Here is a 23,059-nt window from a genome sequence, read left to right on the forward strand (position 1 = left end):
CAGCCGTCGATTCTCGACATCCCCGCGACGGAATTCTCGAGAATCTTTCCGATGTGCGATTCCTGCACTACATATGTAGTCTCACCTCCAACTACACATGTAGTGACAGGATCGAGGGAGGGGCCCATGATGATCGACTTCGCGCCCGACAGGAAGCTGTACCCATTCGAGTCGCGGTGGTTCGACTCCGCCGCCGGCCGGGTGCACTACATCGACGAGGGGTCCGGGCCGACGATCCTGTTCTGTCACGGATCACCGACCTGGAGCTTCCTGTACCGGCACCTCGTGGCGGACCTACGGGATCGATTCCGGTGCGTGGCAATCGACAATCTGGGATTCGGATTGTCCGAGCGCCCTGCGGGTTTCGACTACACCATCGCCGAGCACACCACCGTCCTCGGCGAACTGATCGACCATCTCCGGCTCGACGACTTCGTGGTCATGGGACACGATTGGGGCGGGCCCATCGGCCTGGGCGCGGCGACGACGCGAGCGGACCGGGTGCGAGGAATCGTCCTGGGCAACACCGCGTTCTGGCCGATCGACGCCTTCGCCAATCGCGCATTCAGCGTGCTCATGAACAGCCGCCCCATGCAGCGGCGAATCCTGGAGCGCAACTTCCTCGTCGAACGCGTCCTGCTCCCGGAGCTGGGCCGCTCGGTCACCGAGACCGAGGCCGCGCACTATCGCGCGGTCCAGCCCACCCCCGCCGCCCGCAGGGGACTCGCCCTGACCCCCAAGGAGATTCGCGCCGCCGGTCCCCTGCTGAAGCAGCTCGAACACGATGTCCCCGCCCTGCTCGGCAAGAAACCGGCGCTCGCGGTGTGGGGCATGCGCGACCCGGTCTTCCGGCCGAAGCCGAGCCTGCCCCGCGTCCGTGCCGCCTTCACCGACCTCGAAGTCGTCGAACTGCCGCACGCTCGGCACTACATCCAGGAGCACAACCCCAGCGCGATCGCGACCGCCATCGCGAAGCGATTCCAGGACTAGTCGCGGGCGTCGAAGGCACGCAGGATCTCCTCGGCGGCCAGCGCCGGGGTGAGCGAGCCGTCGCGGATCTGCTTCTCGACCTGTGCGCGAACGGATTTCACGTTCGGATTGTCGGTGAGACGGCGCAGCAGGTTGTCGTGCACCATGGTCCAGGTCCAGTCGACCTGCTGGCGGCGGCGCTTCTCGGCGAACTCGCCCGCCTCGGTGAGGACCCGGCGGTGGGTGAGGACGGTGTCCCAGAACTTGTCCAGGCCGATGCCATTGAGCCCGCTCATGGTGAGAACCGGTGGGTGCCACAGGGATTCGCGCGGATGGATGAGGCGCATGGCGCCGGAGAGCTCGCGGGCGGCGGCCTTGGCCTCGAGTTCGTGCTTGCCGTCGGCCTTGTTGACCGCGACCAGGTCGGCCAGTTCCAGGACGCCCTTCTTGATGCCCTGGAGCTGGTCGCCGGTGCGAGCGAGGGTCAGGAAGCAGAAGGCATCGACCATATTGGCGACGGTGACCTCGGACTGGCCGACGCCGACGGTCTCCACCAGGATGACGTCGTAGCCCGCGGCCTCCATCAGCACGATGGTTTCGCGGGTCGCCTTGGCCACGCCGCCGAGGGTGCCCGCGGTGGGTGACGGGCGGATATAGGCGTTGCGCTCCACGGACAGTCGCGCCATGCGCGTCTTGTCACCGAGGATGGAGCCGCCGGTGCGGGTCGAGGACGGGTCGACCGCGAGCACCGCGACCCGATGGCCCTCACCGATCAGGTACATGCCCAGCGCGTCGATGAACGTCGACTTGCCGACGCCCGGAACACCGGTGATACCAACGCGATTCGAGACGACCCGCTCGGAATCGGGGGTGAGTTTCAGCAGCAGCTGCTGGGCGAGCGCGCGGTGGTCGGCGCGGGTGGATTCGACCAGGGTGATGGCTCGGGCCAGCGCCGCACGCTGGCCCTCGCGCACCCGGGCCGCCAGCTCATCGACATCGATGACCCGGCGGGACGCACCCGACGAGCCCCCTCCCCCTTGGGCACCGGGCCGGGAATCGTTGCCGGGCAGGCCGACTCCCGCGGTGGTGCCGAGCCGAGGATGGATCGCGCCATCCTCGGCCGTGTGTGCGGCGTCGCTCATTCGGCCGCGCCAGTTCCGATCTCGTGCCCGAGGGAATCCCCCAGCTTCTTGATCAGATCGATGGCGGCGTCGGCGATGACGGTGCCGGGCGGGAAGATCGCGGCAGCGCCGGCTGCACGCAGTTCCTCGAAGTCACCGGGCGGGATGACACCGCCGACGATGACCATGATGTCGGGGCGTCCGACATCGGCCAGCGCCTGCCGCAGGGCGGGCACCAGCGTGAGATGGCCTGCGGCAAGCGAGGATACGCCGACGATGTGCACGTCGTTGTCCGCCGCCTGCTGCGCCACCTCTTCGGGGGTCTGGAACAGCGGGCCCACATCGACGTCCATGCCGAGGTCGGCGAAGGCGGTGGCGATCACCTTCTGGCCGCGGTCGTGGCCGTCCTGGCCCATCTTGGCGACCAGGATGCGGGGGCGGCGACCCTCGGCCTCGGCGAACTCCTCGACAAGACCGATGGCCTTGCTGATGTTGGTCACCTTGCCTGCCTCCTCGCGGTAAACGCCGGAGAGCGTACGGATTTCGGCCTGATGGCGGCCGTACACCTGCTCGAGGGCATCGGAGATCTCGCCGACGGTGGCCTTGGCCCGCGCGGCGTTGATGGCCAATGCCAGGAGGTTGTTGTCCATGCCGCCCTCGGAAGACGAAGCGGCGCGGGTCAATTCGGCCAGTGCGCGCTCGACCTCGGCCGAATCCCGTTCCGCCCGCAGCTTGACGAGCTTGGCGTTCTGCTCGGCGCGCACGCGCGAGTTCTCGACCTTGAGCACCTCGATCGGGGTGTCTTCCTCGACCTGGTATTTGTTGACGCCGATGACCGGCTGCTGCCCGGTGTCGATGCGCGCCTGGGTGCGGGCGGCGGCCTCTTCGATGCGCAGCTTCGGAATGCCTTCCGAAATCGCCTGTGCCATACCGCCGTGCGCCTCGATCTCGGCGATGTGGGCGCGGGCGCGCTGGGCCAGCTGGTGGGTCAGCCACTCGACGTAGTACGAGCCGCCCCACGGGTCGGCGGGCCGGGTGGTGTTGGACTCCTGCTGGATCAGCAGCTGGGTATTGCGGGCGATGCGGGCGGAGAAGTCCGTCGGCAGGGCCAGCGCCTCGTCGAGGGCGTTGGTGTGCAGCGACTGGGTGTGCCCCTGGGTGGCGGCCATGGCCTCGACACAGGTGCGCGCCACATTGTTGAACACGTCCTGCGCGGTCAGCGACCAGCCGGAGGTCTGCGAATGCGTGCGCAGGGCAAGCGATTTCGCGCTCTTGGGCTCGAACTTGGCGACCAGCTCGCTCCACAGCAGGCGGCCCGCACGGAGTTTGGCGACCTCCATGAAGAAGTTCATGCCGATGGCCCAGAAGAACGACAGGCGCGGCGCGAACTTGTCGACCTCCATGCCCGCGTCGATACCGGCCTTGATGTACTCCACGCCGTCGGCGAGGGTGTAGGCCAGCTCCAGATCGGCTGTGGCGCCGGCTTCTTGGATGTGGTAGCCGGAGATGGAGATGGAGTTGAACTTCGGCATCTTCGCGGAGGTGTAGGCGAAGATGTCGGAGATGATCCGCATGGAGGGCTTGGGCGGATAGATGTAGGTGTTGCGGACCATGAACTCCTTCAGAATGTCGTTCTGAATGGTTCCGGCCAGCTGTTCGGGCTTGACGCCCTGCTCCTCGGCGGCGACGACGTAGAGCGCCAGGATCGGCAGCACCGCGCCGTTCATGGTCATCGACACCGAAACCTGGTCCAGCGGAATCTGATCGAACAGTTCCCGCATGTCCAGGATGGAGTCGATGGCGACACCGGCCATGCCGACGTCACCGGTGACGCGCGGGTGGTCGGAGTCGTAGCCGCGATGCGTCGCCAGGTCGAAGGCGACCGACAGGCCCTTCTGACCGGCCTGCAGGTTGCGGCGGTAGAAGGCGTTGGAGTCGGCGGCGGTGGAGAAGCCCGCGTACTGGCGGATCGTCCACGGCTGGTTGACGTACATGGTCGGGTACGGGCCGCGCAGGAACGGCTGCACACCCGGCACGCTGTCGAGCGGATAGCCTTCGGCCACAATGGCATCCCGGTCGGCCCTGGTGAACACCGGGGCGACGTCGATACCTTCGGGGGTGGCCCAGTTCAGCTGCTCGGGCGTGTAGTTGTTGGCCTCGGCGGCGTCCTTGACGAAGGCTTCCACCGACCCGGCGGCACTCGCCTCGGCCGGTTCGCCCAGCGGGACCTCGGCGAAATTGCCGATCAGATGCTTGATGTCGCTCATCTTTACGCTCCCAGCTTTTCCAGCAGGCCGGACAGGGCCGTCACCGCGTCCATCCGCGCCGTCACGAATCCGTCCGGACGCTGCGCGCCGGTGGTGTCCGCGACCGCCTTCTCCGGACCGGCCAGCAGCACGGTGGTGATGCCCGCCGCGCGCAGCGCCTCGGTCGCCGCGCCGGCTTCCGCGCCGTAGCGGGTGTCGGAGCCGCACAGCACGGCGAGGGTGGCACCGGATTCGGTTGCCGCCGCGCCGATTCCGGCGATCTCCAGCGCACCCGGGTGCACGGTTTCGATGCCGCCGGAGGCGAGCAGGTTGGCCGTGAAGGTGACACGCACATTGTGCTCCGCCACCGGGCCCAGCGGAACGAGCAGGGCCTTGGGCCGTGCGCCGTTGGCCGCCAGATAGGCGTCCGAACGATTGCGCAGGGCCTCGAAGGCGGCGCCGTAGGCGGTGGCGGAGGTGAGTGCCCGCGCGGCCTCCGACAGCGGCTTCTCGGCCAGGTTGGGGAATTCGTTCACCCCGGTGACGGCCGTCTTGCGGTGCGCCACATCGGCATCGCGCTTGGCCTTGGTCTCGCCGATGCGCTCGGCGAGCAGGCCGGATTCGAGGGCCGCGAGGTAGCCGCCGGCCGTCTCGATCTCCTGCATGAACTCCCACGCCTTGGCGGCGAGTTCATCGGTGAGCGATTCCACGTACCAGGAGCCGGCGGACGGATCCTGCACGAAGCCCAGATGCGATTCCTCGAGCAGCAGCAGCTGGGTATTGCGTGCCATGCGCTCGGAGAACGCCTTGGAGACGTCGAGTTCCCCCGCGGGCAGGGCATGGTCGAACGGCAGCACGGTGACGATGTCCGCGCCGCCCACACCCGCGCCGAAGGCGGCGAGGGTGGTGCGCAGCATGTTCACCCACGGATCGCGCTGGGTCATCATGGCCGGCGAGGTGACCGCCTGCTGCGGGGCATTGCCGAAGTCGGGAGCACCGCACACCTGGGCCACGCGGGCCCAGAGCCGCCGGGCCGCACGGAATTTGGCGATGGTCTCGAACTGGTCGTCGGTGGCGGCGAGCCGGAATTCCAGCTGGCCCAGCGCATCCGCGATGTCGACGCCGGCCTCGGTGAGCGCGCGCAGGTACTCGAGGCCCGCGGCCACGGCCGCGCCGAGCTCCTGGGCGTCGGAAGCGCCCTGATTGTGGAAGGCCACGCCGCACACCACGATCGCGCGCACCGTCTCGGGGCGGGCGGCCGCCTGCTGGGCCAACGCGACGGCGCTGTCCAGGTCGACGGAGCTGGAGCCCGCGAACAGGCTCGTCAGCGGGGTCGCGCCGAGCTGGACGCGAATGTCCTTGCGGTTGGGGACGTCGTAGCCGTCCAGCACCGAGAAGACCTGGGCCGCAGCCTCGCTCGCGTCGGCGCCCGCGTTCAGGGTGAGGGGAGCCAATTCGAACAGCAGGCCGGACAGGGCGGCGGGCAGTTGCGCCACCGGCACGCCGCGTTCGCCGGCGCCCAGCCACAGCGCGCTCACGCCGTTCTCCAGCGCGAACAGGATGTCCTGGTTCACCTGGGCGGCATCGGAGCCGGTGAACTTCTGGCTGACGAACCAGCCGCGATGCACGTCGCGGGTGGCGTCGCCGCCGCGCACGAACGGGAAGGCGCCGGGCAGCGGCTGCTCGGGCAGCTCGTCGCGGCGCGTGTAGAGGGGGTTGACGGTCAGGCCGTCGTAGGTCGTGACCGCGAGCAGCTTCTCCGGTTCGTCCGGCAGTTCGGACACATCCACCTTGCGGGCCTTGGCCAGCACCCCGGCGACACCCTTGCGCCAGGCGGCATACTCGGGCACCGTGTCGGCGTCCGAGTCTGAAGCAATCGGCATGCTGCTGTTCCTTCTCCCACTCACTGACCGAACGGTTGGTTTGCAGTGCATTCGCACAGCTCAGCGCCCACTTCGGTTAACGAGCATTCCTTGTCTTTCCCCTGATGCTAGCGGGCACTGTCCGATCACTACCGCCAGGAGTCCGCTACCGGCGGGTAACTTGGCATCGCGCCAACAAGCGGGTAAGCCGGTGGATCCGCCTGCTCGGGCAGGCGCGACGACCGAATCGGACCGCCACGCGCACCGAGTCCTCCCGCGCGGGCCGGTAACCTGGCTCGGTGCCGAACACCCTGCGAAACCTGCTGAGCCGACTCCGCGAGCCGCGAACGCTCGCGCTGCTGGCGGGAATCGTGGTGCTGTTCGGCGCGGTGGCCTTGATTCCGCATCCGACCGTGCAGCAGATGCGCGACTGGGCCGATTCGGTCGGACCGCTGCTGCCCCTGGTGTTCTTCGTGGCGCACGTGCTGGTGTGCATCGCCCCGTTTCCGCGGACGGTGTTCACGCTCAGCGCGGGACTGCTGTTCGGGCCGGCGCTGGGGCTGACGCTCGCCATCACCGCCACGACGCTCAGTGCCGTGCTGGCACTGCTGCTGGTGCGGGCACTGGATCGGGAGCGGGTCGCGGCACGACTCACCCACCCGGCCGTGCAGGCGGTGAATGCCCGGCTGGCGCATCGGGGCTGGCTGTCCGTCGGATCGCTGCGGCTCATCGCCTTCGCGCCGTTCTCGGTGGTGAACTATTGCGCCGCGCTGTCTCCCGTGCGCATGTCCCCGTATCTGACGGCGACCTTCCTCGGCATCATCCCCGGAACGGTGGGCACCGTGCTGCTCGGTGACGCGCTCACCAACCGCACCTCCCCCGCCCAATGGGCGGTCACCGCAGTGTGTTTGGCGGTCGGCGTGATCGGGCTCGGCGTGGATGCCCGGCTCGCCGTGCCGGAACCGGACGGGCAGCCCGCGCCGGAGCCCGTCGCAGCGTCCTAGCCCAGGGCCGGGCGTCAACTCACCGCCCGCTCCTGCCGCGCCGGGACCGGCAAACGTGGAACTCGAACGGCCGGTTGATATCCCGGCTCAGGTCGCGGTGGATCGAGCGGTCTCCTCCGGCGGCAGGGGCCAGCGGTCCACTCGGTTCAGCGGGGCGACGGTGGACGGGAGCAATCCCACGGCCTGGGCTCGGTAGTCGGAGGCGAGTCCGGTATTCGCGCCCAGGTGCAGGGCTTCCGCCAGCCAGCCGGTGGCCTGGCGATGCACTTCGACCGTCGTCAGCGGTGCGACGTCGGGCAGCAGCAGGCCGCCGATCCGACCGGGCGTGACCACGGCCGCCGAGCCCAGATGCTGAAGGCACCGGGCGATTCCGGGTTCGTCGCGCAGGGTGCGGTAGCCGCGCAGCGCACCCTGCCAGTAACGGACCGCGCCTTCCGGTTCCTGCTTGGCCCACATGACGACGCCCATGGTTTCGCGGACGTGCGCGCAACCGGCGGGGTCGATGCCGTTGCGGGTCAAGGCTTCCGCGAGTTCCGGACGATCCCCGGCGGCGTCGTAGCGGCCCTGGTGGATGTGCACGACGGCGAGATTCACCAGGGCGCACACCTCCCCCGCGATGTCCGTTCGGGGCAGCAGCCACCAGGCCGACTCGAGCGTGCGCTCCGCTGCCGCGAGGCGCGGTTGCACCACGGCCGCACGCAGCCGGGTCGCCGACACTCCGGTGAACAATATCGGCGGCCGGTAGCGCTGCAGAAAATTCAGCGCCCGCCGATGTTCCCGGCGCGCTGCGAGACTCGATCGCAGCCGCCGGCTACCGCGGCGACGTGGCGGGGCGTGCAATCCACGGCTTCTGATCTGCGCCAGTTCCTGTGCTACCGGTTCATTCTCGATGCCGTCGAGGCCGAGCACGGCGTCGGGGAGCGTGGGCACGGCCGCGGAGTCGGGGCCGTTCTCCTCCAGGCCAAGCCGGGCATACCAGGCATCCAGGGCATCGGCTATGCGCGTCAGGTCTCGGACCGCGGCACTCGGTAGCGGCGTTCTCGCCGTTGGCGACGGCGCGGCACAGTCCACGATCAGGGTGCGGAGGTACGGTCCCTCCCGCGCGAACCACCCGCGCGCGGCGGCACCCAGCGCGAGAGTGTCGAGGGCGACCGCCCAACGGCTGGCCCGGCCGGCGTGATAGGCGATCAGCGCGGGCAGCGCCGCCGCCCGCATGGCGGCCACCACCGTGTCCGGAGCGCGCGGAACAGCGGTGAGCACGTTGTACATGCACTCGTACGCATCCGGGCCGTCCGGTGCCACTTCGCGTCGCGAGACCAGCTCCGCGAGTACGGCGGCGGGAGCTCCGGGCGGGAGGTTCCAATCGTCGGTTTCCTGCGCGGGCACCCGCGCGGGCGCTTCGAGCATCGCGCCCAGCATGACCATGAACCCGATCCGCCGATACCGCCAGACCGGCAGCGCGCGCAGCACCCGGATCACCGCCCCGATCGCAACCGGTGGCACCACCGCATTCACACCGGGCGCAATGGTCGCCGTCGTCGGCGAAAGGCCCTCGACTGCGGTATGTCCCGGTCCCATCAGGTCCGCGAGCAGTTCGGCGTCACGCGCGTACCGCCGTCGTTCGCGCAGTGAGCGCACCGACCGGTGCACCACGTATCCGGCCGCCGCGGCGACGACCAGCACCGGCAGCCATTGCAGCGCCTGCAGTGTCCGTCGCACCGCGGGATTGTCGTCGAAGGTGTCGGCCACCAGCGTGCGCACCAGTTGGTAGCTGAGCGCTGTGGCCACCGCCGACGCCGTGGCGAGCAGACCCCGGCCGAGCGACGACTTGGGTGTGGCGATCAGCGGCGACTGCCCGCTGGGCGGCGCGGGGCGAGTCATTGCCGCACCCCGCCGGTGATGCCGGGCACCACCCAGCGCCGCCACGTGCACAGCAGCAGGATCACGGGCAGAATCGCCGACAACAGCGCCGCCGCCGCGAGATGGCTTGCGTTCTCGTGGAATTGGCGGGCCTCACCCCACAGCAGGCGCGACCACGGGGATTCGCCGACGCCGCCGATGAGCAGGCCGATGAAGAAGTCGTTCCACACTCCGATGAACTCCAGGACGGCCGCCGCCCCGATCGCCGGGCCGGCCATCTCCAGCAGCCGCCGCCGAATCGTTGCGGGCCTCGCCAATCCGTGCAGGGCGTCGGCGGCGGGCGATTCGGGTGGGGCGAGCAGGGCGCCGCGCAGAATGAGAATCGCCATGGGCAGACCGGCGGCGGCGTGCACGAAGATCAGCGGAATGCGGCTGTGCGACAGGCCCCACAGGTCCATCAGGATGCGGATCGGGCCGCCGTAGAGCTGTGCGGGCATGACGGCCAGCATCACCACCAGCGGTACCGCGATGCGCGACATCCATTGTCGCGGTGCGAGTTCGGCCAGCCAGAAGGCGATCGGCACGGCGGCCGTCACCACCACGACGGTGGCCAGCGTGCTCACCCACGCGGTGGTCGCCAGCGAACGCCACAGGGCCGCATCGCTCCACGCCCAGCGCAGTCCTTCGACGCCGAACCCACCGGGCTGTCGCAGCGCCACGACGATCAGCCAGCCGATCGGCACGAGCAGCGGCACCACGAACACCAGCAGCCAGATCCGCGACCACCACGATGAGCGCGGACGGACCCGATCACGCTGCGGGGCAGGGGCTTGCGGCCGGGGTCTGCGGTAGCGGCGCATATCGGGTTGCAGCACCCAGGCGGTCAGGCCGATGAGGACGGCCAGCGGGAGGGCATAGGCAGCCGCGTAGCCGTCGCCGAATCCGGCGCGCCCGGCCAGATACCACCAGTGCACGGTGGCGCTCTCGGCCCCCGATTGCAGCGGGCCCGGCACCGCGATCAGGACGACGTCGAAAACCCGTGCCGCCGCGACGCCGACGATGAGCCCGAGCATCAGCAGCGTGGGGTGCAGCAGCTTGCGCACCTCGTGCAGCATGCGGAGCTGCTCGCGCAGTGCGCGCAGTTGCCCGCGTACGAAACCGGCCGGCGGCGGGGTCGGGCCGTGGCCGCGCACGATCCGCCACTGCACCGCATCGGCTTCCACGGCGCGGATTGCCGCACGCCACACGCCGGTCAGCGCGCCCAGCCAGGTCCAGGAGAAGGCCGAACCGAGCATGACCACGAACAACCATCGGTACTCGACGACCTCGTCGAGGCCCCATTCCCGCGCGAGCTGTTCGAAGATCAGCCGGAAGGCGATGCCGGAGACGAACGCGGAGATGCCGAACGGCAGGACCAGCGGCAGCCACACCCAGCGCGGTCCGCGGCTCACCCAGGCCAGCAGCAGGGCGAACAACATCAGGAAGACGCCCCACAGCACCCAGCCCAGCGTGCGGGCGTAGGCACAGGCGCCCGCCGCGCCGAATTCGGTGACCACCACCGCGCTCACGATCACCAGGCCCAGCATCGACAGCCAGCGCCTGGTCCGTTCCACCACGGTGTCGGCGATGCCGCAGAGCACCGCGAGACCGCAGCCGCCCGCCACCAGCGGTCGCGCCTGCGCGGCGAGCATGACCGTCCATCCGACGGGGGCCACCAGCAGCACGGCGATCAGGACGAAGGCCGGGATGCGCACCGCCCAGCCGAACCAGCGGCGCGGATGATGGCCCGAGACCAGCGGACCCGACAGCCGGCGGGTGGCCAGTTCCAGACGCAGATCGGGGGTTTCGAAGATCCGAGGGTCGAAATCCGGCGCGCTCAACGGATTCCGCCCGTCCGGAATTCGCCGAGGCTGTCGACCACGCGGTCCACCGCGCCGGACACACCGCCGGTTCCCTGTTCGGCGAGGTCGAGGAGGAAATCGGTGAGTATGCGGCGCAGGCCCCACCGGCCCCCGGGAGAGCCGATGCGATCGGACAGGTCGAAGCTGGTCCAGGCATCCAGCTCACGGGCCACGGGTTCCATGAGCGGCGAGTATCGGTGCGTGCTACGGAGATTCGGCGCGACGAAACCGCCGAGATCGTCGATCCACTGCGTCGCCGCGTCCGGGGCTGCCAGTTCGGCGAGCAGCGTGCGGGCGTCGTCGCTCGCCTCGCGTGTCAGCACCATGACATCGCCGCCGCCGATGAGCGGGCGCGAGCCGCCGGGCGCCAGGGCCGGGAACGGCAGCAGGCCGACGACGTCGTGTGCGCGGCCCGCGTCCGACAGGCTCTTGCGCACATACGGTTCGGCGAAATCCGGTGCGGCGACCATGAGTGCGCGCCGGTGCTCGAAGACGTCGCGGACCGATTCGGGGAACTGTCGTGTCAGGGCGACGGCGAGGCCGCGCGGGAAGGCGGCCGGATGGGCGCACAGCTCGCCCAGTCGCAGCAGCGCGGCCCGCACCTCGGGTCCATCCCAGCGCCAGTGGATGGTCGCGGTCTCCAATTCGGTGTACATCGCCGGTGATTCGGCCCGCAGGAGGTTCTCGAACAGGTCGGTGATCACCCAGCCGTCGGCCGCGCCGAGCGCCAGCAGGCGCGTTTCGGTTGATTCCAGCGCGGCCATGGCGCGCGGCCAGTCGCTGACGTTCCAGGTGGCCGGCTCGCCCAGATCGTGTGCGGCCAGCAGCTTTTCGTGGTTGTCGAAGGTCTGCCGGTCGTACCAGAGCAGGGATTTCTGCGTGCTCTTGAACGGCAGTCCGTACCGCGCCCTGTCGCGTCCCCGCGCGGCATTGCGGCGCAGCACTTCGTCCCAGTGCCGCCCGTAGCGCAGCCCCGCTCCGTCCTCCCAGAGCGCGTCGTCGATGGCGGGCGGAGAATGCCTGTCCGCCAGCAGCTCCTGAATGCGCCCCACCTGCGGCAGCATGACGATTTCCGGAGCCGAGGCGCCACGCGCCGAAAACGCGGTGTCGATATCGTCGCCGAGCAGGATCAACTGCGTCGTCCGCCGCATGCCCCGCGCCGCGGCGCGCTGCCTGGCACGGGCCAGGACCGAATCGAAGGCGCCGAGCTCGAATCCACTCCACGGCACCGCGATTCGCACCGAATCACGATCACCGAGCAGCACATTCGGCGCGCAGGCCGTGGCCAGCGGGAGCACCAGACTCGCCCGCAATAGCGCCCTGCGCGTAGTGGTCATACCCTGCGTGCCCCCGGTTCGCCGATCTCGGAATCAGCGAAAATGACTGGTACACAGTATGCCGCGCGCCGCAGCCGGCCGCAGTCGATTGGGCGGCCGCCGTCGGCACATGGTGCGAATGCCACAGCATCGGGCCAGCGCGCAGGTCGCGGTAGGGCCCGGGCCACCGCCCGGGCCGCCGGTCATCCGCGAGTTTCCATCTTGTAGTTGAAGTTCGGGTTCGCGATCTGCTGGCCGATCGCGCTGCACCACGCGTAGGCCTGGCCGGGTCGCTCGTACCACGGACCCCACGGCGACCATTGGCCGTTCTTGCAGAGTGCCTTGATGCGGAAATGCCCGCCGCCGCCCGAACACTGCACACCCAGCGCGTTGCTGTCCCACCAGCTGATGACGCAGCCGGGGTAGGCCTGGGCTTCCTGCGCTGGTGCCACCACCATCATTCCGGCCGCGATCGCGCCGGCCGCCAGTGTTCCGCCGAGAACTCGTTTCATGGTTACTTACCTCCACGTGAGCACGCGGCCCACGTTCAAGAAGATGTCGAAAGCATCGCCCGGCCGGACCAGGAGAATGCTACAGCATAGGAGCCTCGTGGCAAGCCCGAACGTTGTTCTCCCCCAGCCATATTCGTTACCGAGCGCGAAGCAAGACGCCAGTTCGAGGGGTCCAGCACAACGCACAGCAGCTGTTACCGCGGGACGCCACCGTTCCCGCAATCAGGGATCGACCGGCGTCGCGGGCGCGAGATCCGCTGCCGCCGAGCGGGCCTCGGCCATCCAGTGCGGCGCCTCGGCACGTTCGGCCACCGTCAGAGCATCGGCGAAATGCGTTGCGGCGGAGGACATATCACCGAGGTAGGCGGCGAAGCGGCCGAGGAAGAGGGCGATCGGGCCGAGGGTGGCGGTCGCGGTGGCCGCGCCCGCGAGTTCGGCGGCGCCGGGGCGGAGGTGGTGGTAGGCGCGTTCGACCCAGGCGCGGTTGTTCAGCGACATGCCGACGGCTCCGGTCAGGACCAGTTGGAGTTCGTGCATGTAGCTGGAGGTGGGTTGCGGGTCGTGGTCGGCCAGGACCGCTCGGGCGTCGTCGGGGCGGCCGTCGGCGATGATGGTGGCGGCGCGGCCGAGGATGATCCAGCCGAATCCGCCCCAGCGCCGGTGCAGTTCGGTCATCTCCGGTTCCAGGGCGGCGAGTTCGGGGCTGCGGCCGTCCGGGTGCCAGCACAGGCAGAAGCGGGCCAGCACGGGAATGAGGTCGCCGAGTCCCCAGAATCCGGTGACGCTCAGGCGGTGACCCCAATCCCGGTATGCCGCTTCGGCTTCCACCGCGCGACCGGCGACGAGCAGTGCCAGTGCCTCACAGATCTCCACCGCCACGGCCAGGGCGGGCAGTTCGTAGCGGACGCTCAGTTCGCGGGCGGCGGTAGCGTGGCGGACGGCTTCGGACAACTCACCCAGTCCGGCGTGCGAGCGCATCAGGGTGGTGTGCGCGATTATTCGCAGATGCGCCAGGTCGTTCGCCTCCGCGAGGGCCAGCAGTTCACGCCCGTCCGCACCGCGCACGGCGGCCCGGCCCGCGGCATGGTAGCTGTTGAATTCCTTGGCATTGAGGGCCAATCCGAGCAGATACGGATCGTGCAGCTCACGCGCCAGCGCCTCCGCGGCCAGTGACAACACCCGTCCGCGATCCTCACCGGTATTGGCCAGCTCCAGGGCCGCGGTGACGAGCAGCCGGCAGCGCAGCGCCCCTTCGTTTTCCGGCACCTGGTCCAGCAGGGTGTCGATGTGGGCGAGCAGATCGCGGTCGCAACCGGCGGGGTCGGTGTCGATCCACACCAGCGGAATATCGATGGCCGCGGCCACCCGTGCGCGCAGCAGTGGCGATTCGAAGCGCGCGAGCGCCGCACCGCGATGTGTACGCGCCTCCTCCATCCGGCCCGCGAGTGCCAGCGCCCGAATATGTCGCACCACCGGCACGACGGCGGCTTCCGGCGCGTTCTCCGGCGTGCGCCGCACCGCCTCGACGGCCTGCGACCACAGCCGCGCCGCATCCGCGAAGGCGAACCGCTGTTCAGCCGATTCCGCTGCCGCACAGCAGTATTCCGCCGCCTTGCGCGCGGTGCCGGGTGTCGCGGCAGCGGTGTAGTGGTGCGCGAGGGCGGTCACGTCGCCGGGCAGGCGGCGCTCCACGATCTCGGCCACCCGCGCGTGCAACCGGCTCCGCCGCAAAGCCGCCATCTCCGCATAGAGGATGTCGCGCACCAGGACGTGCACGAACCGGATGCGCCCCGCCGCGGGCTCCTCGAGCAAACCCGCCCGCAACCCCGCCTCCACCACCTCGAGCACGGTCTCACCGTCGGCGTCGCCGATGAGATCCGCCAGCACCTCGGTGTCGGCCTCCCGCCCGATGACCGCCGCCCGGCCCAGCACCTCCCCCACCGGTTCCGGCAGTACCGCGATACGGCGCAACACGATCTCGCGCACGCCCGCCGGCACCCGCACCCGCACGGCCGAATCCCCTTCGGTGCGAAGCAATTCCGCCCACTCCCGGACGAAGAACGGGTTCCCCGCGGTCTTCTCGGCGATCAGCTCGATGCTCTCGGCGCGCACGCCCTCCCCCGCAACCGCCCGCACCAGCGAATCCACCTCGGCATCGGCGAGCCCGTTCAGCTGCACCCTGAGCGGTTCGAGCCGCGCCAACCGCGCCTCAGCCGCCGCGCCCACTCCGGTCCGCTCCCCAGGCCGCGCGGTCATGACGAACAACACCGGCACCCCCGCGAACTGCTCCGCCAAATGCGTTGTCAGCAGCAGCGTTTCCTCATCGGCGCGATGCCGGTCCTCCACTACGATCAACAGTGGCCGCTGTCGCGCAAGCTGCGTCAAATACGCGTCCACGGCGCGGTGCAGCCGGAAACGGCCCGCTGCCGGATCATCCGACCGCGTCGCTTCCCGGCCGCGAGCCGGGCCGGACGCGGGTGCGGGTGCCCGCGATCCGTCGGGGTGGGTCCAGATCGGGCTGTCGACGGCGAGCAGGGGGTCGAGCGCGGGACGCACGCCCGGGTCGGGAATGTGGCCCTGCTCCACCAGGTTTCGCAATGCGGCCGCCCAGGGCCAGGCGGGTGGTGCGCCCTCGTCTTCGGGGCACGCGACCCGGATGGGGAGCCAGTTCTCTCGGGTGAGTGCGTCTTCCAGTGTGCGAGCCAGTGCGGTTTTGCCGGATCCGGCTTCGCCGGTGATCAGGACCCAGCCGCTCATTCCGGTGTCCGCGACACGCGCTGCGGCGGTGCGCAATTCCTCGAGTTCGGTGGTGCGTCCCACCAGACGTGGGCCGATTCTGGTCGGACGGGCGAAGGGCACGCTCCCGGCTGTCGCGGCCGCAGGCCCCACGGGCGGCGCCGAGTCCTCCGGACGCGCCGCCGCCGACTGTTCGGGAAGTGCTGGCGGGGTGAAGGTTTCGACAGCGCGGGCTGCGCCGGCCAACCGGGGCAGCGCACGCGGGTCCTCAGTGAGCAGGCGGCGGTGCAGGTCGGTCAGAGCGGGACCGGGCTCCATGCCCACCTCGTCGATGAGCAGACGACGCGTGGCGCGGAAGACCTCGAGGGCGGCGGCGCGGCGGCCGGAGCGGTGGAGGGCGGTCATGAGGAGTGCGCGCAGGCGCTCGTTGTGCGGGTCCGCGGTGACGAGGGCCTCGAGCTCGGCGCTCGCGGTGCGGGTGTCGCCACTGTCGAGGTGGATTTCGGCGGAGATTTCACGCAGGGTGCGGCGGGTGGCGTGCAGGCGGCGGCGTTCGGCGGCGGCCCACGGGCCGGGGATGCCGAGCAGCGCGTCGCCGCGCCAGCACGCCAGCGCGGCATCCATCGAGGTTCGAGCCCGGTCGACGCGCTGCGCGTGCCGATGCTCGAGCGCGTCGGCCAGGTGCTGTTCCATCCGGTGCGCATCGATCTCGATAGCGGCGTCGAAGCGGTAGCCGCCGGGGATCGAGGTGACCGCCGCCGCGCTGCCCACCGCCGCGAGGGTGCGTCGCAGGGTGGACACGTAATTGCGCAGCGAACTCGTCGCGGAGGCGGGCCGGTTGCCACCCCAGACGCCCTCCAGCAACTCCCCGAGCGAAACGTCACGCCCGCCCGCGTGGGCGAGGATGGCCAGGGTGGCGCCGACACTCGGTGTGGGCGGGCGCAGAATCGTGTCGCCGACGCGGATCTCCATCGTGCCCAGCAGGAACAACTGGACGGTCAACAGCGCGCACCCCCAACCAGCGGATCGAAGCGATCACCCTATCAGCGGGCCTGTCACCTGCCCGAACAGAGCATGGGCCCCGCACCGAGTCGGTGTGGGGCCCATGACGGAACGAGCGAACCTTTACAGGTAGGCGCCGCAGTGCGGCCAGGCGCCGGCGCCCTGGCCCGCGAGCACGTTCTCGGCCACGCGGATCTGCTCCTCGCGGCTGGCGTTGGCGGCATTGCCCGAGCCGCCGTAGGCGTTCCAGGTGCTCTGGGTGAACTGCAGGCCGCCGTAGAAGCCGTTGCCGGTGTTGGCGGCCCAGTTGCCGCTGGACTCGCACTCGGCGACGGCGTCCCAGTTGTGTCCCGCGGCGGAGGCCGTCGCGGTGGACAGCGCGAACGGGACGGACACGAGCGCGCCGATGGCCGCGGTGGCGGCGAGCATGCGGGTGGTGAGCTTCCGGTTGCGATGCATAAGTCTGATTCCCTGCCTGCGCCCGCCGGCCCGAGCGCGAAGCTTCGGGTCCCCGTCCCCAGGGATGTCGGTTGCGTTTCGAACCGCGGGACGGGGTTGCCGGTATTCGGCGGTTCGAGTTCGGGCCCGGCTTTCGATCCGAACCGAGAACGACGGTAACGGAACAATCACGGCGAATCACGGCGCAATCACAACGGGTTGACAAAACGATTTCGGTCTTGCTCATGCCGTTTTTCCAGCTGACACCGGAAGCGTGCTGAATTACAAATACAGAATTTGCAAACATATTTGTGACAGAGGTCACGGAGAATTTGTGATCGGGACCGCGTAATACAAAAAACGTCACAAACGATGGGGTGCTCGGATCGCGGCGTGCCTAATCATTGCCCGACCTGGGCGAAGCCGGGATAGTGCCCGGAACGTTGTTGCGGTCCCGCCCGGCGGAGCCGTGATCTCAGCCAGTAATCCGGCGACCGCCCGACTTCGCACCGAACACGAATCCGGCCCTCGACCACTGTGGTCGAGGGCCGGATTCCGTTGTACTTGCTGGTAGTCCGCTCAGTGCGACGGCGGTCGCGGCGGCTCGGGCCAGTGCTGCTGTTCAGTCGCTTCCTTCCGGAACGTGTGCTGCGCGGGCGGTTCATACGGGCGCGGCGGCACCGCCGGATCGACCGGGATGCGGGCGTCGGCCTCGGCCGCGCGGACGGCGCGTTCGGCGGCCGGGTCGGTGGCGGTGTCGAACCAGTCGGCGACCTCGTCGGAGTCGTCTTCCGGGCGTTCGGCGGATTCGCCATCGGGTGCGGGCTCGTAGCGGAAGACGCCGTCGGTGCCCTCCTTGGCGAAGTTGCGGGCGAAGCCTTCCAGGGCTTTGCCGAAATCGCTGGGCACCAGCCACACCTTGTTGGCGTCTCCGCGGGCGACCATGGGCAGGGTCTGCATGTACTGGTAGGCCAGCAGCTCCGGGGTGGGCTTGCCGTTCTTGATGGCGGCGAACACCTTCTCGATGGCCTTGGCCTGGCCCTGCGCCTGCAGATACGCGGCGGCGCGTTCGCCCTGGGCGCGCAGGATGCGGGACTGACGTTCGCCCTCCGCGCTCAGGATGGCCGACTGTTTGGCGCCTTCGGCCGCGAGGATCTGGGCCTGCTTCTGGCCCTCGGCGGTCTTGATCGACGCCTCGCGCTGGCCTTCGGCGGTGAGGATCATGGCCCGCTTCTCGCGGTCGGCCTTCATCTGCTTCTCCATCGATTCCTGAATCGACGGGGGTGGATCGATGGCCTTCAATTCGACGCGCGCCACGCGCAGACCCCAGCGGCCGGTGGCGTCGTCGAGGACGCCGCGCAGCTGGCTGTTGATGGAGTCGCGGGAGGTCAGCGTTTCCTCGAGGGTCATGCCGCCGACCACGTTGCGCAATGTCGTGATCGTCAATTGCTCTACGGCCGCAATGTAATTGCTGATCTCGTAGACCGCGTCCTTGGGGCTGGTGACCTGGAAGTAGACGACCGAGTCGATCTGCACGGTCAGGTTGTCCTGCGTGATCACCGGCTGCGGCGGGAAGGACACCACGCGCTCGCGCAGATCCACCTTCGCGCGCACCCGGTCGGCGAACGGCACCAGGAAGGTCAGCTGCCCGGACACGGTACGCGAATACCGGCCCAGCCGTTCGATGACCGCGGCATCGGCCTGCGGCACCAGTTTCACCGATTTGAATACCACCACCACGACCAGCAGGACGAGGACGATGGCGACGATGAGTACACCCATCACGGCCCTTTCCACACGACGGCGGTCGCGCCGTCGATCTTCATGATGTAGACGGTCGTGCCCTCCGGATAGCTTTCGGCCGGGTCGAACGGGCGCGCGCTCCACACCTCGCCGTCCAGTTTCACCCGCCCGCCCTGTGCGTCGACCGGCTCCAGCACCTGCGCCGACTTACCCGGCAGCGCGTCCACACCGCTCTGGTGCGGCGGCGGAGTCGCGTAGCGGCGCAACAGGAATGGGCGAACACCCAGCATCAGCGTGAGGGCGCTGAGACCGAAGACGATGGCGTCCACCCACACCGGCGGCTCGAACACCCCGCTGACACCGGCGGTGGCGAGGGCGGCGGCGCCCAGCATGAGCAGGGTGAGATCGCCCGTGAGCATCTCCGCTGCCGCGAGCAGTATCCCCGCGACCAGCCAAACAATTGCGGCCACGGGATCAACAGTAATCCCTCGGCGGGTCCGCTATCGGGTATCGGGCGTGGCCGCGGCTCGGCGTGGCTTCCGCGGGCCCGTGTGTCGGAGTGGGGCGCGCCCATCCGGGTCCGAATACCGGCCGCGTTTGTTGCGCTTTTCACGCCCCCTCGTCGCGGGACGCGCCGCGGTGCGCCAACGGATTCCGAGGCCGGGCCGGTACCGTGGCCCGCGTGAGGCGTGACATGTACGGCGGCGACATCTTCTCCGGGCACTCGAGCAAGCAGAAGCGCGAGATTCCGCGCGTGGTCGCCGAACGTGATCTCGTCGCCGAGGACGCCGCGACCGGATTCTGCGGTGCCGTAGTGGGTTTCGACCGCAGCTACGACGGCGAGTTCGTGAAACTCGAGGATCGCGCCGGGCGGGTGCGGCTGTTCGCGCTGCGCGAGGCGGCGTTCCTGATCGACGGGCAACCCGTGACTCTCGTGCGGCCCACCGCCGCCGCACCCAAGCAGCCCACGCGCTCGGCGTCCGGCTCCACCCGGGTCGAGGGCCTCAAAGCGCGCGTCGCCCGCGCCAGCCGCATCTGGGTCGAAGGCGTGCACGACGCGGCCCTGGTCGAGCGGGTGTGGGGCCATGACCTGCGGGTCGAGGGCGTCGTGGTGGAACAGCTCGAGGGCCTCGACCACCTGGCCGCCCGCCTCACCGAATTCCAGCCCGGCCCGAACCGCAAGGTCGGCGTGCTCGTCGACCACCTCGTCACCGGCTCCAAGGAAACCAACCTCACCACCGGCCTGGGCCCGCACGTCCTGGTCACCGGCCACCCCTACATCGACGTCTGGCAGGCGGTTCGCCCTGCGGCCCTTGGCATTCCGGCCTGGCCCACCGTCCCGCGCGGCGAGGACTGGAAAACCGGCATCTGCCGCCGTCTGGGCTGGGGCACCCCGCAGGACGGCTGGCGCCGCGTCTACAACGCCGTCGATTCCTTCCGCGACCTGGAAAGCCCGCTGATCGGCGCCGTCGAACAGCTGATCGACTTTGTCACCGACCCGCAGTAGCCAGCCAGTTATCCTCGTATTCATGAGTACCCCGAGCGCCACGCTGACGGTTTGGGCCGGCTCCTGGCTGGCCGGCCGCAGCGCACCCGACGACGTGCTGGACGCCCTGCGCGCCTGGGCTCCGCGCCAGTCCGTGGCGGCCGGGGACCCGGTCACCGGCGGTCACACCGGGCTACCGTGGGCGGCGGACGAGGACGCCGAGTACTCCCCCGGTGCGGGAATCATGGTGTTGCTCAAGCTCATCCGGGAAGCGGTGCGCGCACCCGGGTCGCAGGTGCGACTGGTGTTGCCGGTACCCGGAGACGTGCGCGGCCTGCCGGTGGGAACCGAATTCGCCGCCGCGGCAACCGAAGCCGGTGAAGGACTGTTGATCGGTGCGCCGGGCGGCGACGGCACCGGCCTGGTGCCGGTGTGGCCGGACGACGACACCCTGCAATGGCGGGTGTACGCCACACCAATCCCGGTCACCCTGGAACCCGAAATGCCGCTCGGTGAGGCCGAATTCACCATGCGCGAGGCGGTCCGCGATGCCGCCGACGCACTCCAGCAGCTGCACACCACCGCCCTCGATTCGAGCGGCCCGAGCCCGCGCGACCTCATCGAGGACGAGCTCGAAGCCAGCTCCAAACACACCTACCCCGATTCAATGCCGTTGCGCGCCCGCCGAATCCTGGACACCGCCGACCAGGTGGCCGCGATCCTCACCGTCGCCGAACGCACTCCGGCGTCGGCCCCAACGTCGGCCACCTCGCTGGCAGCCCGGGAAACGCTCCTGCGCCCGCTCTGGAATGCCATCCGCGCCGCACGCCTGGCCGCGGTGCACGCCGCCGCACGGCAGTGATCGCACCCACGCCGGAAGACTCGACCATCTTCGGCAGCAGCGGAATTCAGCCCTTCAAGGCTGCGGTGACGGCGGCGGCGGGGGTGTCGGTCGCGACCGCGGCCGTTATGGGCTCGCCGTCCGCGTCGGTGATCCGCCAGCCACCGAGCGTGACGATGGTGATTCCGCCGCGGCGGTTGGCGAGGGCCAGCTCCGACAGGGTGCCCCAGGAGCCGCCAATGACAATTACCGCGTCGGCCGACCAGATCAGAATCGCGTTTCGGGCCTCGCCCATATTGGTGTAGAGGACGGCCGAGAGTCCCTCGCAGGCGCGGGTTCGGTCGTCGTCGGGGCGCACACCGATCACCAAACCGCCTGCGCGCGAAGCGCCTTCGGCGACGGCGGCCATGACGCCGGTGCCACCGCCGCACAGGACGGTCGCACCGGCTTCAGCGAGCAGACGTCCGACCTCGCGGGCGTGGGTGACGTCGGTATCGCCCGCTTCGCGGGGACCGCACACGGCGATCTGAATCGGTGGCATCGGCCGTGGCTCCTTGTGCTTTCGGGCAGTACATCGCGTCATCGACAGTGACAGATCAGGTCAATGGGCAGGGGCCAGTTCGGTCAGCGTGTCTCGTAGCCATTGCTCCGCGAGGATCGCGTCGGTGGCGATGTGGGCCGCCAGTCCGGCTTCTGCGGGGTGGCGGGACGGCGGCCAGCTCGGGATTGCCAGGACGCGCATGCCCGCGGCATGGGCGGAGCGGATGCCTGCGGCCGAATCCTCCACCGCCACACATGATCCCGGGCCGACGCCGAGCAGTGCCGCGGCGTGCAGCCAGGGCGCGGGATGGGGTTTGGTCCGGGCCTGATCCTCGCGGGTGACCACGATCCGGAGGGAGTCGCGGAGGCCGAAATGGTCGAGGGTGGCGTGGACGAAACGGCGCGGCGATGCCGAGACGACGCCGGTGGGCACGCGGCCGGATGCCGTGTCCAGCAGGGTTCGCACGCCCGGCAGCATGGTGATCGCGCCGGCTTCGACCTGGGCGACCATCAGCTCGACGCAGGCGGCGACGACCTGTTCGGGTGACGCGATTCCGCACACCCGCGCAAGGTGATGGGCCCAGTCACCGTGGCCGTGGGTGCGGGCGCGGTCGTCATCGGACCAGGTGTGGCCGTGCTGGGCGGCGTAATCGGCCCAGCAGCGGTCCCAGGGTTCCATGGTCGCGGCGAGGGTCCCGTCCAGGTCGAACAGGACCGCCGCGATGGGTTCGGTCATGCCCGGACGGTTCCCGCCATGCGGGTGGTGGCCTGCCGGGCGACGAGCTGATCGATCGAAATCAGTTTCAGCCCATGGGTATCGGCGAAGGCGCGCAGCGCGGGCAGCCGCATGACCGAACCGTCGTCGTGGCACACCTCGCTGATGACGGCCACCGGCGACAGGCCGGCCAGGCGCATCAACTCCACTCCGGCTTCGGTGTGGCCCTGCCGGGCTGCCAGGCCGCGCGGGTGTGCGCGCAGTGGGAAAACGTGGCCGGGGCGCTGCAGATCCCCGGCGCCGGTGCCGGGGTCGGCCAGTGCGCGCAGGGTCGCGGCGCGGTCGGCGGCACTGATTCCCGACACCACGCCCTCGACCGCGTCCACGGTGATGGTGAAGGCGGTCTGATTGCGGTCCTGGCCGGCCGCGCACATCGGCGGCAGCCCCAGCCGATCCGCGTGATCGGCCGGCATGGGCGCGCACACGACGCCACCGGTGTAGCGGATGAAGAACCCCAGTTGTTCCGGGGTCGCCAGTTCGGCGGCCATGATCAGGTCGCCCTCGTTCTCGCGGTGCTCGTCATCGACCGCGATCACCGCACGGCCCGCCGCAATCTCGCTGATCGCGGCGTCGAGGTCGTCGAAAAGGTTCACTCGGTACTGCGTGCTCGGTGAAACAGCCATCGTCGGTGCCTCCGCCCGGTCTCGGAAATGAGAATCACGCATACAACGCAGCAAACGTTAGACGAATCAAGATCATTATCCTCG

18 protein-coding genes are annotated in these 23,059 nt (G+C 69.6%); 4 read left to right on the top strand and 14 right to left on the bottom strand.

The genetic code is table 11. From position 1 onward, the window contains the following. The first annotated feature begins 126 nt into the window (after nt 1–126). Nucleotides 127–990: a haloalkane dehalogenase gene (locus tag H0264_RS25150; protein ID WP_181579822.1), complete on the top strand. Its 864-nt coding sequence runs from the start codon at nt 127–129 to the stop codon at nt 988–990. On the opposite strand, the gene meaB is transcribed toward H0264_RS25150, so the two are convergent. From meaB to H0264_RS25165, 3 genes are read right to left on the bottom strand one after another with little or no spacing between them, the layout of a single operon-like run. Beyond that, nucleotides 987–2,111, bottom strand: coding sequence for a methylmalonyl Co-A mutase-associated GTPase MeaB (meaB, locus tag H0264_RS25155; RefSeq protein WP_181579823.1), 1,125 nt, complete (start codon nt 2,109–2,111; stop codon nt 987–989). The genes H0264_RS25150 and meaB overlap by 4 nt on opposite strands. Beyond that, the gene (gene scpA, locus H0264_RS25160) at nt 2,108–4,357 is read right to left on the bottom strand and encodes a methylmalonyl-CoA mutase (RefSeq protein ID WP_181579824.1); all 2,250 of its coding nucleotides are present in this window, start codon (nt 4,355–4,357) and stop codon (nt 2,108–2,110) included. The genes meaB and scpA overlap by 4 nt, the downstream gene beginning before the upstream one ends. A gap of 2 nt (nt 4,358–4,359) precedes the next feature. Beyond that, complete coding sequence (locus H0264_RS25165) at nt 4,360–6,219, bottom strand: methylmalonyl-CoA mutase family protein (RefSeq protein WP_181579825.1); 1,860 nt, start codon at nt 6,217–6,219, stop codon at nt 4,360–4,362. Between the two features lie 278 nt (nt 6,220–6,497). Here H0264_RS25165 and H0264_RS25170 point away from each other — a divergent pair, with 278 nt between their 5' ends. Continuing rightward, nucleotides 6,498–7,202 (top strand): TVP38/TMEM64 family protein, encoded by a 705-nt coding sequence (locus H0264_RS25170; protein WP_420831986.1) that lies wholly within the window; start codon nt 6,498–6,500, stop codon nt 7,200–7,202. A gap of 87 nt (nt 7,203–7,289) precedes the next feature. On the opposite strand, the gene H0264_RS25175 is transcribed toward H0264_RS25170, so the two are convergent. From H0264_RS25175 to H0264_RS25210, 8 genes are all read right to left on the bottom strand, one after another. After that, a complete protein-coding gene (locus H0264_RS25175) occupies nt 7,290–9,083 on the bottom strand; it encodes a tetratricopeptide repeat protein (protein WP_181579826.1) in 1,794 nt (597 codons plus the stop codon). Then, nucleotides 9,080–10,942 (bottom strand): ABC transporter permease family protein, encoded by a 1,863-nt coding sequence (locus H0264_RS25180; RefSeq protein WP_181579827.1) that lies wholly within the window; start codon nt 10,940–10,942, stop codon nt 9,080–9,082. Before H0264_RS25180 ends, H0264_RS25175 begins: the two co-directional genes overlap by 4 nt. Continuing rightward, entirely contained in the window at nt 10,939–12,300 is a 1,362-nt protein-coding gene (locus tag H0264_RS25185; protein WP_181579828.1) for an ABC transporter substrate-binding protein, read from the bottom strand. Before H0264_RS25185 ends, H0264_RS25180 begins: the two co-directional genes overlap by 4 nt. 182 nt (nt 12,301–12,482) lie before the next feature. Next, nucleotides 12,483–12,791, bottom strand: coding sequence for a hypothetical protein (locus tag H0264_RS25190; RefSeq protein ID WP_181579829.1), 309 nt, complete (start codon nt 12,789–12,791; stop codon nt 12,483–12,485). A gap of 222 nt (nt 12,792–13,013) precedes the next feature. After that, nucleotides 13,014–16,529 (bottom strand): ATP-binding protein, encoded by a 3,516-nt coding sequence (locus H0264_RS25195; protein ID WP_181579830.1) that lies wholly within the window; start codon nt 16,527–16,529, stop codon nt 13,014–13,016. Nucleotides 16,530–16,652: 123 nt separating this feature from the next. Further along, a complete protein-coding gene (locus H0264_RS25200; RefSeq protein ID WP_181579831.1) occupies nt 16,653–16,988 on the bottom strand; it encodes a transglycosylase family protein in 336 nt (111 codons plus the stop codon). Between the two features lie 558 nt (nt 16,989–17,546). After that, nucleotides 17,547–18,749, bottom strand: a complete 1,203-nt coding sequence (locus tag H0264_RS25205) for an SPFH domain-containing protein (RefSeq protein WP_181585822.1) — start codon at nt 18,747–18,749, stop codon at nt 17,547–17,549. Then, nucleotides 18,749–19,180, bottom strand: coding sequence for an NfeD family protein (locus H0264_RS25210; protein ID WP_181579832.1), 432 nt, complete (start codon nt 19,178–19,180; stop codon nt 18,749–18,751). Before H0264_RS25210 ends, H0264_RS25205 begins: the two co-directional genes overlap by 1 nt. Nucleotides 19,181–19,404: 224 nt before the next feature. Here H0264_RS25210 and H0264_RS25215 point away from each other — a divergent pair, with 224 nt between their 5' ends. Together H0264_RS25215 and H0264_RS25220 are read left to right on the top strand one after the other, a co-directional pair. Further along, the gene (locus H0264_RS25215) at nt 19,405–20,217 is read left to right on the top strand and encodes a DUF3097 domain-containing protein (RefSeq protein ID WP_181585823.1); all 813 of its coding nucleotides are present in this window, start codon (nt 19,405–19,407) and stop codon (nt 20,215–20,217) included. A 22-nt stretch (nt 20,218–20,239) separates the two neighbouring features. Continuing rightward, nucleotides 20,240–21,058, top strand: a complete 819-nt coding sequence (locus tag H0264_RS25220; RefSeq protein WP_181579833.1) for a hypothetical protein — start codon at nt 20,240–20,242, stop codon at nt 21,056–21,058. Between the two features lie 46 nt (nt 21,059–21,104). Here H0264_RS25220 and H0264_RS25225 read toward each other — a convergent pair whose 3' ends face one another. Genes H0264_RS25225 through ribB form a run of 3 tightly spaced genes read right to left on the bottom strand, consistent with a single transcriptional unit; the run spans nt 21,105 to nt 22,975 of the window. Then, on the bottom strand, nt 21,105–21,578 hold the full coding sequence (locus tag H0264_RS25225) for an SLOG cluster 4 domain-containing protein (RefSeq protein ID WP_181579834.1): 474 nt from the start codon (nt 21,576–21,578) through the stop codon (nt 21,105–21,107). Between the two features lie 60 nt (nt 21,579–21,638). Then, complete coding sequence (locus H0264_RS25230; RefSeq protein ID WP_181579835.1) at nt 21,639–22,313, bottom strand: HAD family hydrolase; 675 nt, start codon at nt 22,311–22,313, stop codon at nt 21,639–21,641. Then, nucleotides 22,310–22,975 carry a 3,4-dihydroxy-2-butanone-4-phosphate synthase gene (gene ribB / locus H0264_RS25235; protein WP_181579836.1) on the bottom strand — a complete coding sequence of 222 codons (666 nt, stop codon included), beginning with the start codon at nt 22,973–22,975 and terminating at the stop codon, nt 22,310–22,312. The genes H0264_RS25230 and ribB overlap by 4 nt, the downstream gene beginning before the upstream one ends. Nucleotides 22,976–23,059: the final 84 nt, after the last annotated feature.

It is taken from the genome of Nocardia huaxiensis, from assembly GCF_013744875.1.
Taxonomy (GTDB): domain Bacteria; phylum Actinomycetota; class Actinomycetes; order Mycobacteriales; family Mycobacteriaceae; genus Nocardia; species Nocardia huaxiensis.

Coding starts and splice junctions, on each gene's coding strand:
- H0264_RS25165 (WP_181579825.1), bottom strand. CDS start 6,219: ATGCCGATTGCTTCAGACTCGGACGCCGACACGGTGCCCGAGTATGCC.
- ribB (WP_181579836.1), bottom strand. CDS start 22,975: ATGGCTGTTTCACCGAGCACGCAGTACCGAGTGAACCTTTTCGACGAC.
- H0264_RS25200 (WP_181579831.1), bottom strand. CDS start 16,988: ATGCATCGCAACCGGAAGCTCACCACCCGCATGCTCGCCGCCACCGCG.
- H0264_RS25205 (WP_181585822.1), bottom strand. CDS start 18,749: ATGGGTGTACTCATCGTCGCCATCGTCCTCGTCCTGCTGGTCGTGGTG.
- scpA (WP_181579824.1), bottom strand. CDS start 4,357: ATGAGCGACATCAAGCATCTGATCGGCAATTTCGCCGAGGTCCCGCTG.
- H0264_RS25185 (WP_181579828.1), bottom strand. CDS start 12,300: ATGACCACTACGCGCAGGGCGCTATTGCGGGCGAGTCTGGTGCTCCCG.
- H0264_RS25150 (WP_181579822.1), top strand. CDS start 127: ATGATGATCGACTTCGCGCCCGACAGGAAGCTGTACCCATTCGAGTCG.
- H0264_RS25225 (WP_181579834.1), bottom strand. CDS start 21,578: ATGCCACCGATTCAGATCGCCGTGTGCGGTCCCCGCGAAGCGGGCGAT.
- H0264_RS25215 (WP_181585823.1), top strand. CDS start 19,405: ATGTACGGCGGCGACATCTTCTCCGGGCACTCGAGCAAGCAGAAGCGC.
- H0264_RS25175 (WP_181579826.1), bottom strand. CDS start 9,083: ATGACTCGCCCCGCGCCGCCCAGCGGGCAGTCGCCGCTGATCGCCACA.
- meaB (WP_181579823.1), bottom strand. CDS start 2,111: ATGAGCGACGCCGCACACACGGCCGAGGATGGCGCGATCCATCCTCGG.
- H0264_RS25190 (WP_181579829.1), bottom strand. CDS start 12,791: ATGAAACGAGTTCTCGGCGGAACACTGGCGGCCGGCGCGATCGCGGCC.
- H0264_RS25220 (WP_181579833.1), top strand. CDS start 20,240: ATGAGTACCCCGAGCGCCACGCTGACGGTTTGGGCCGGCTCCTGGCTG.
- H0264_RS25230 (WP_181579835.1), bottom strand. CDS start 22,313: ATGACCGAACCCATCGCGGCGGTCCTGTTCGACCTGGACGGGACCCTC.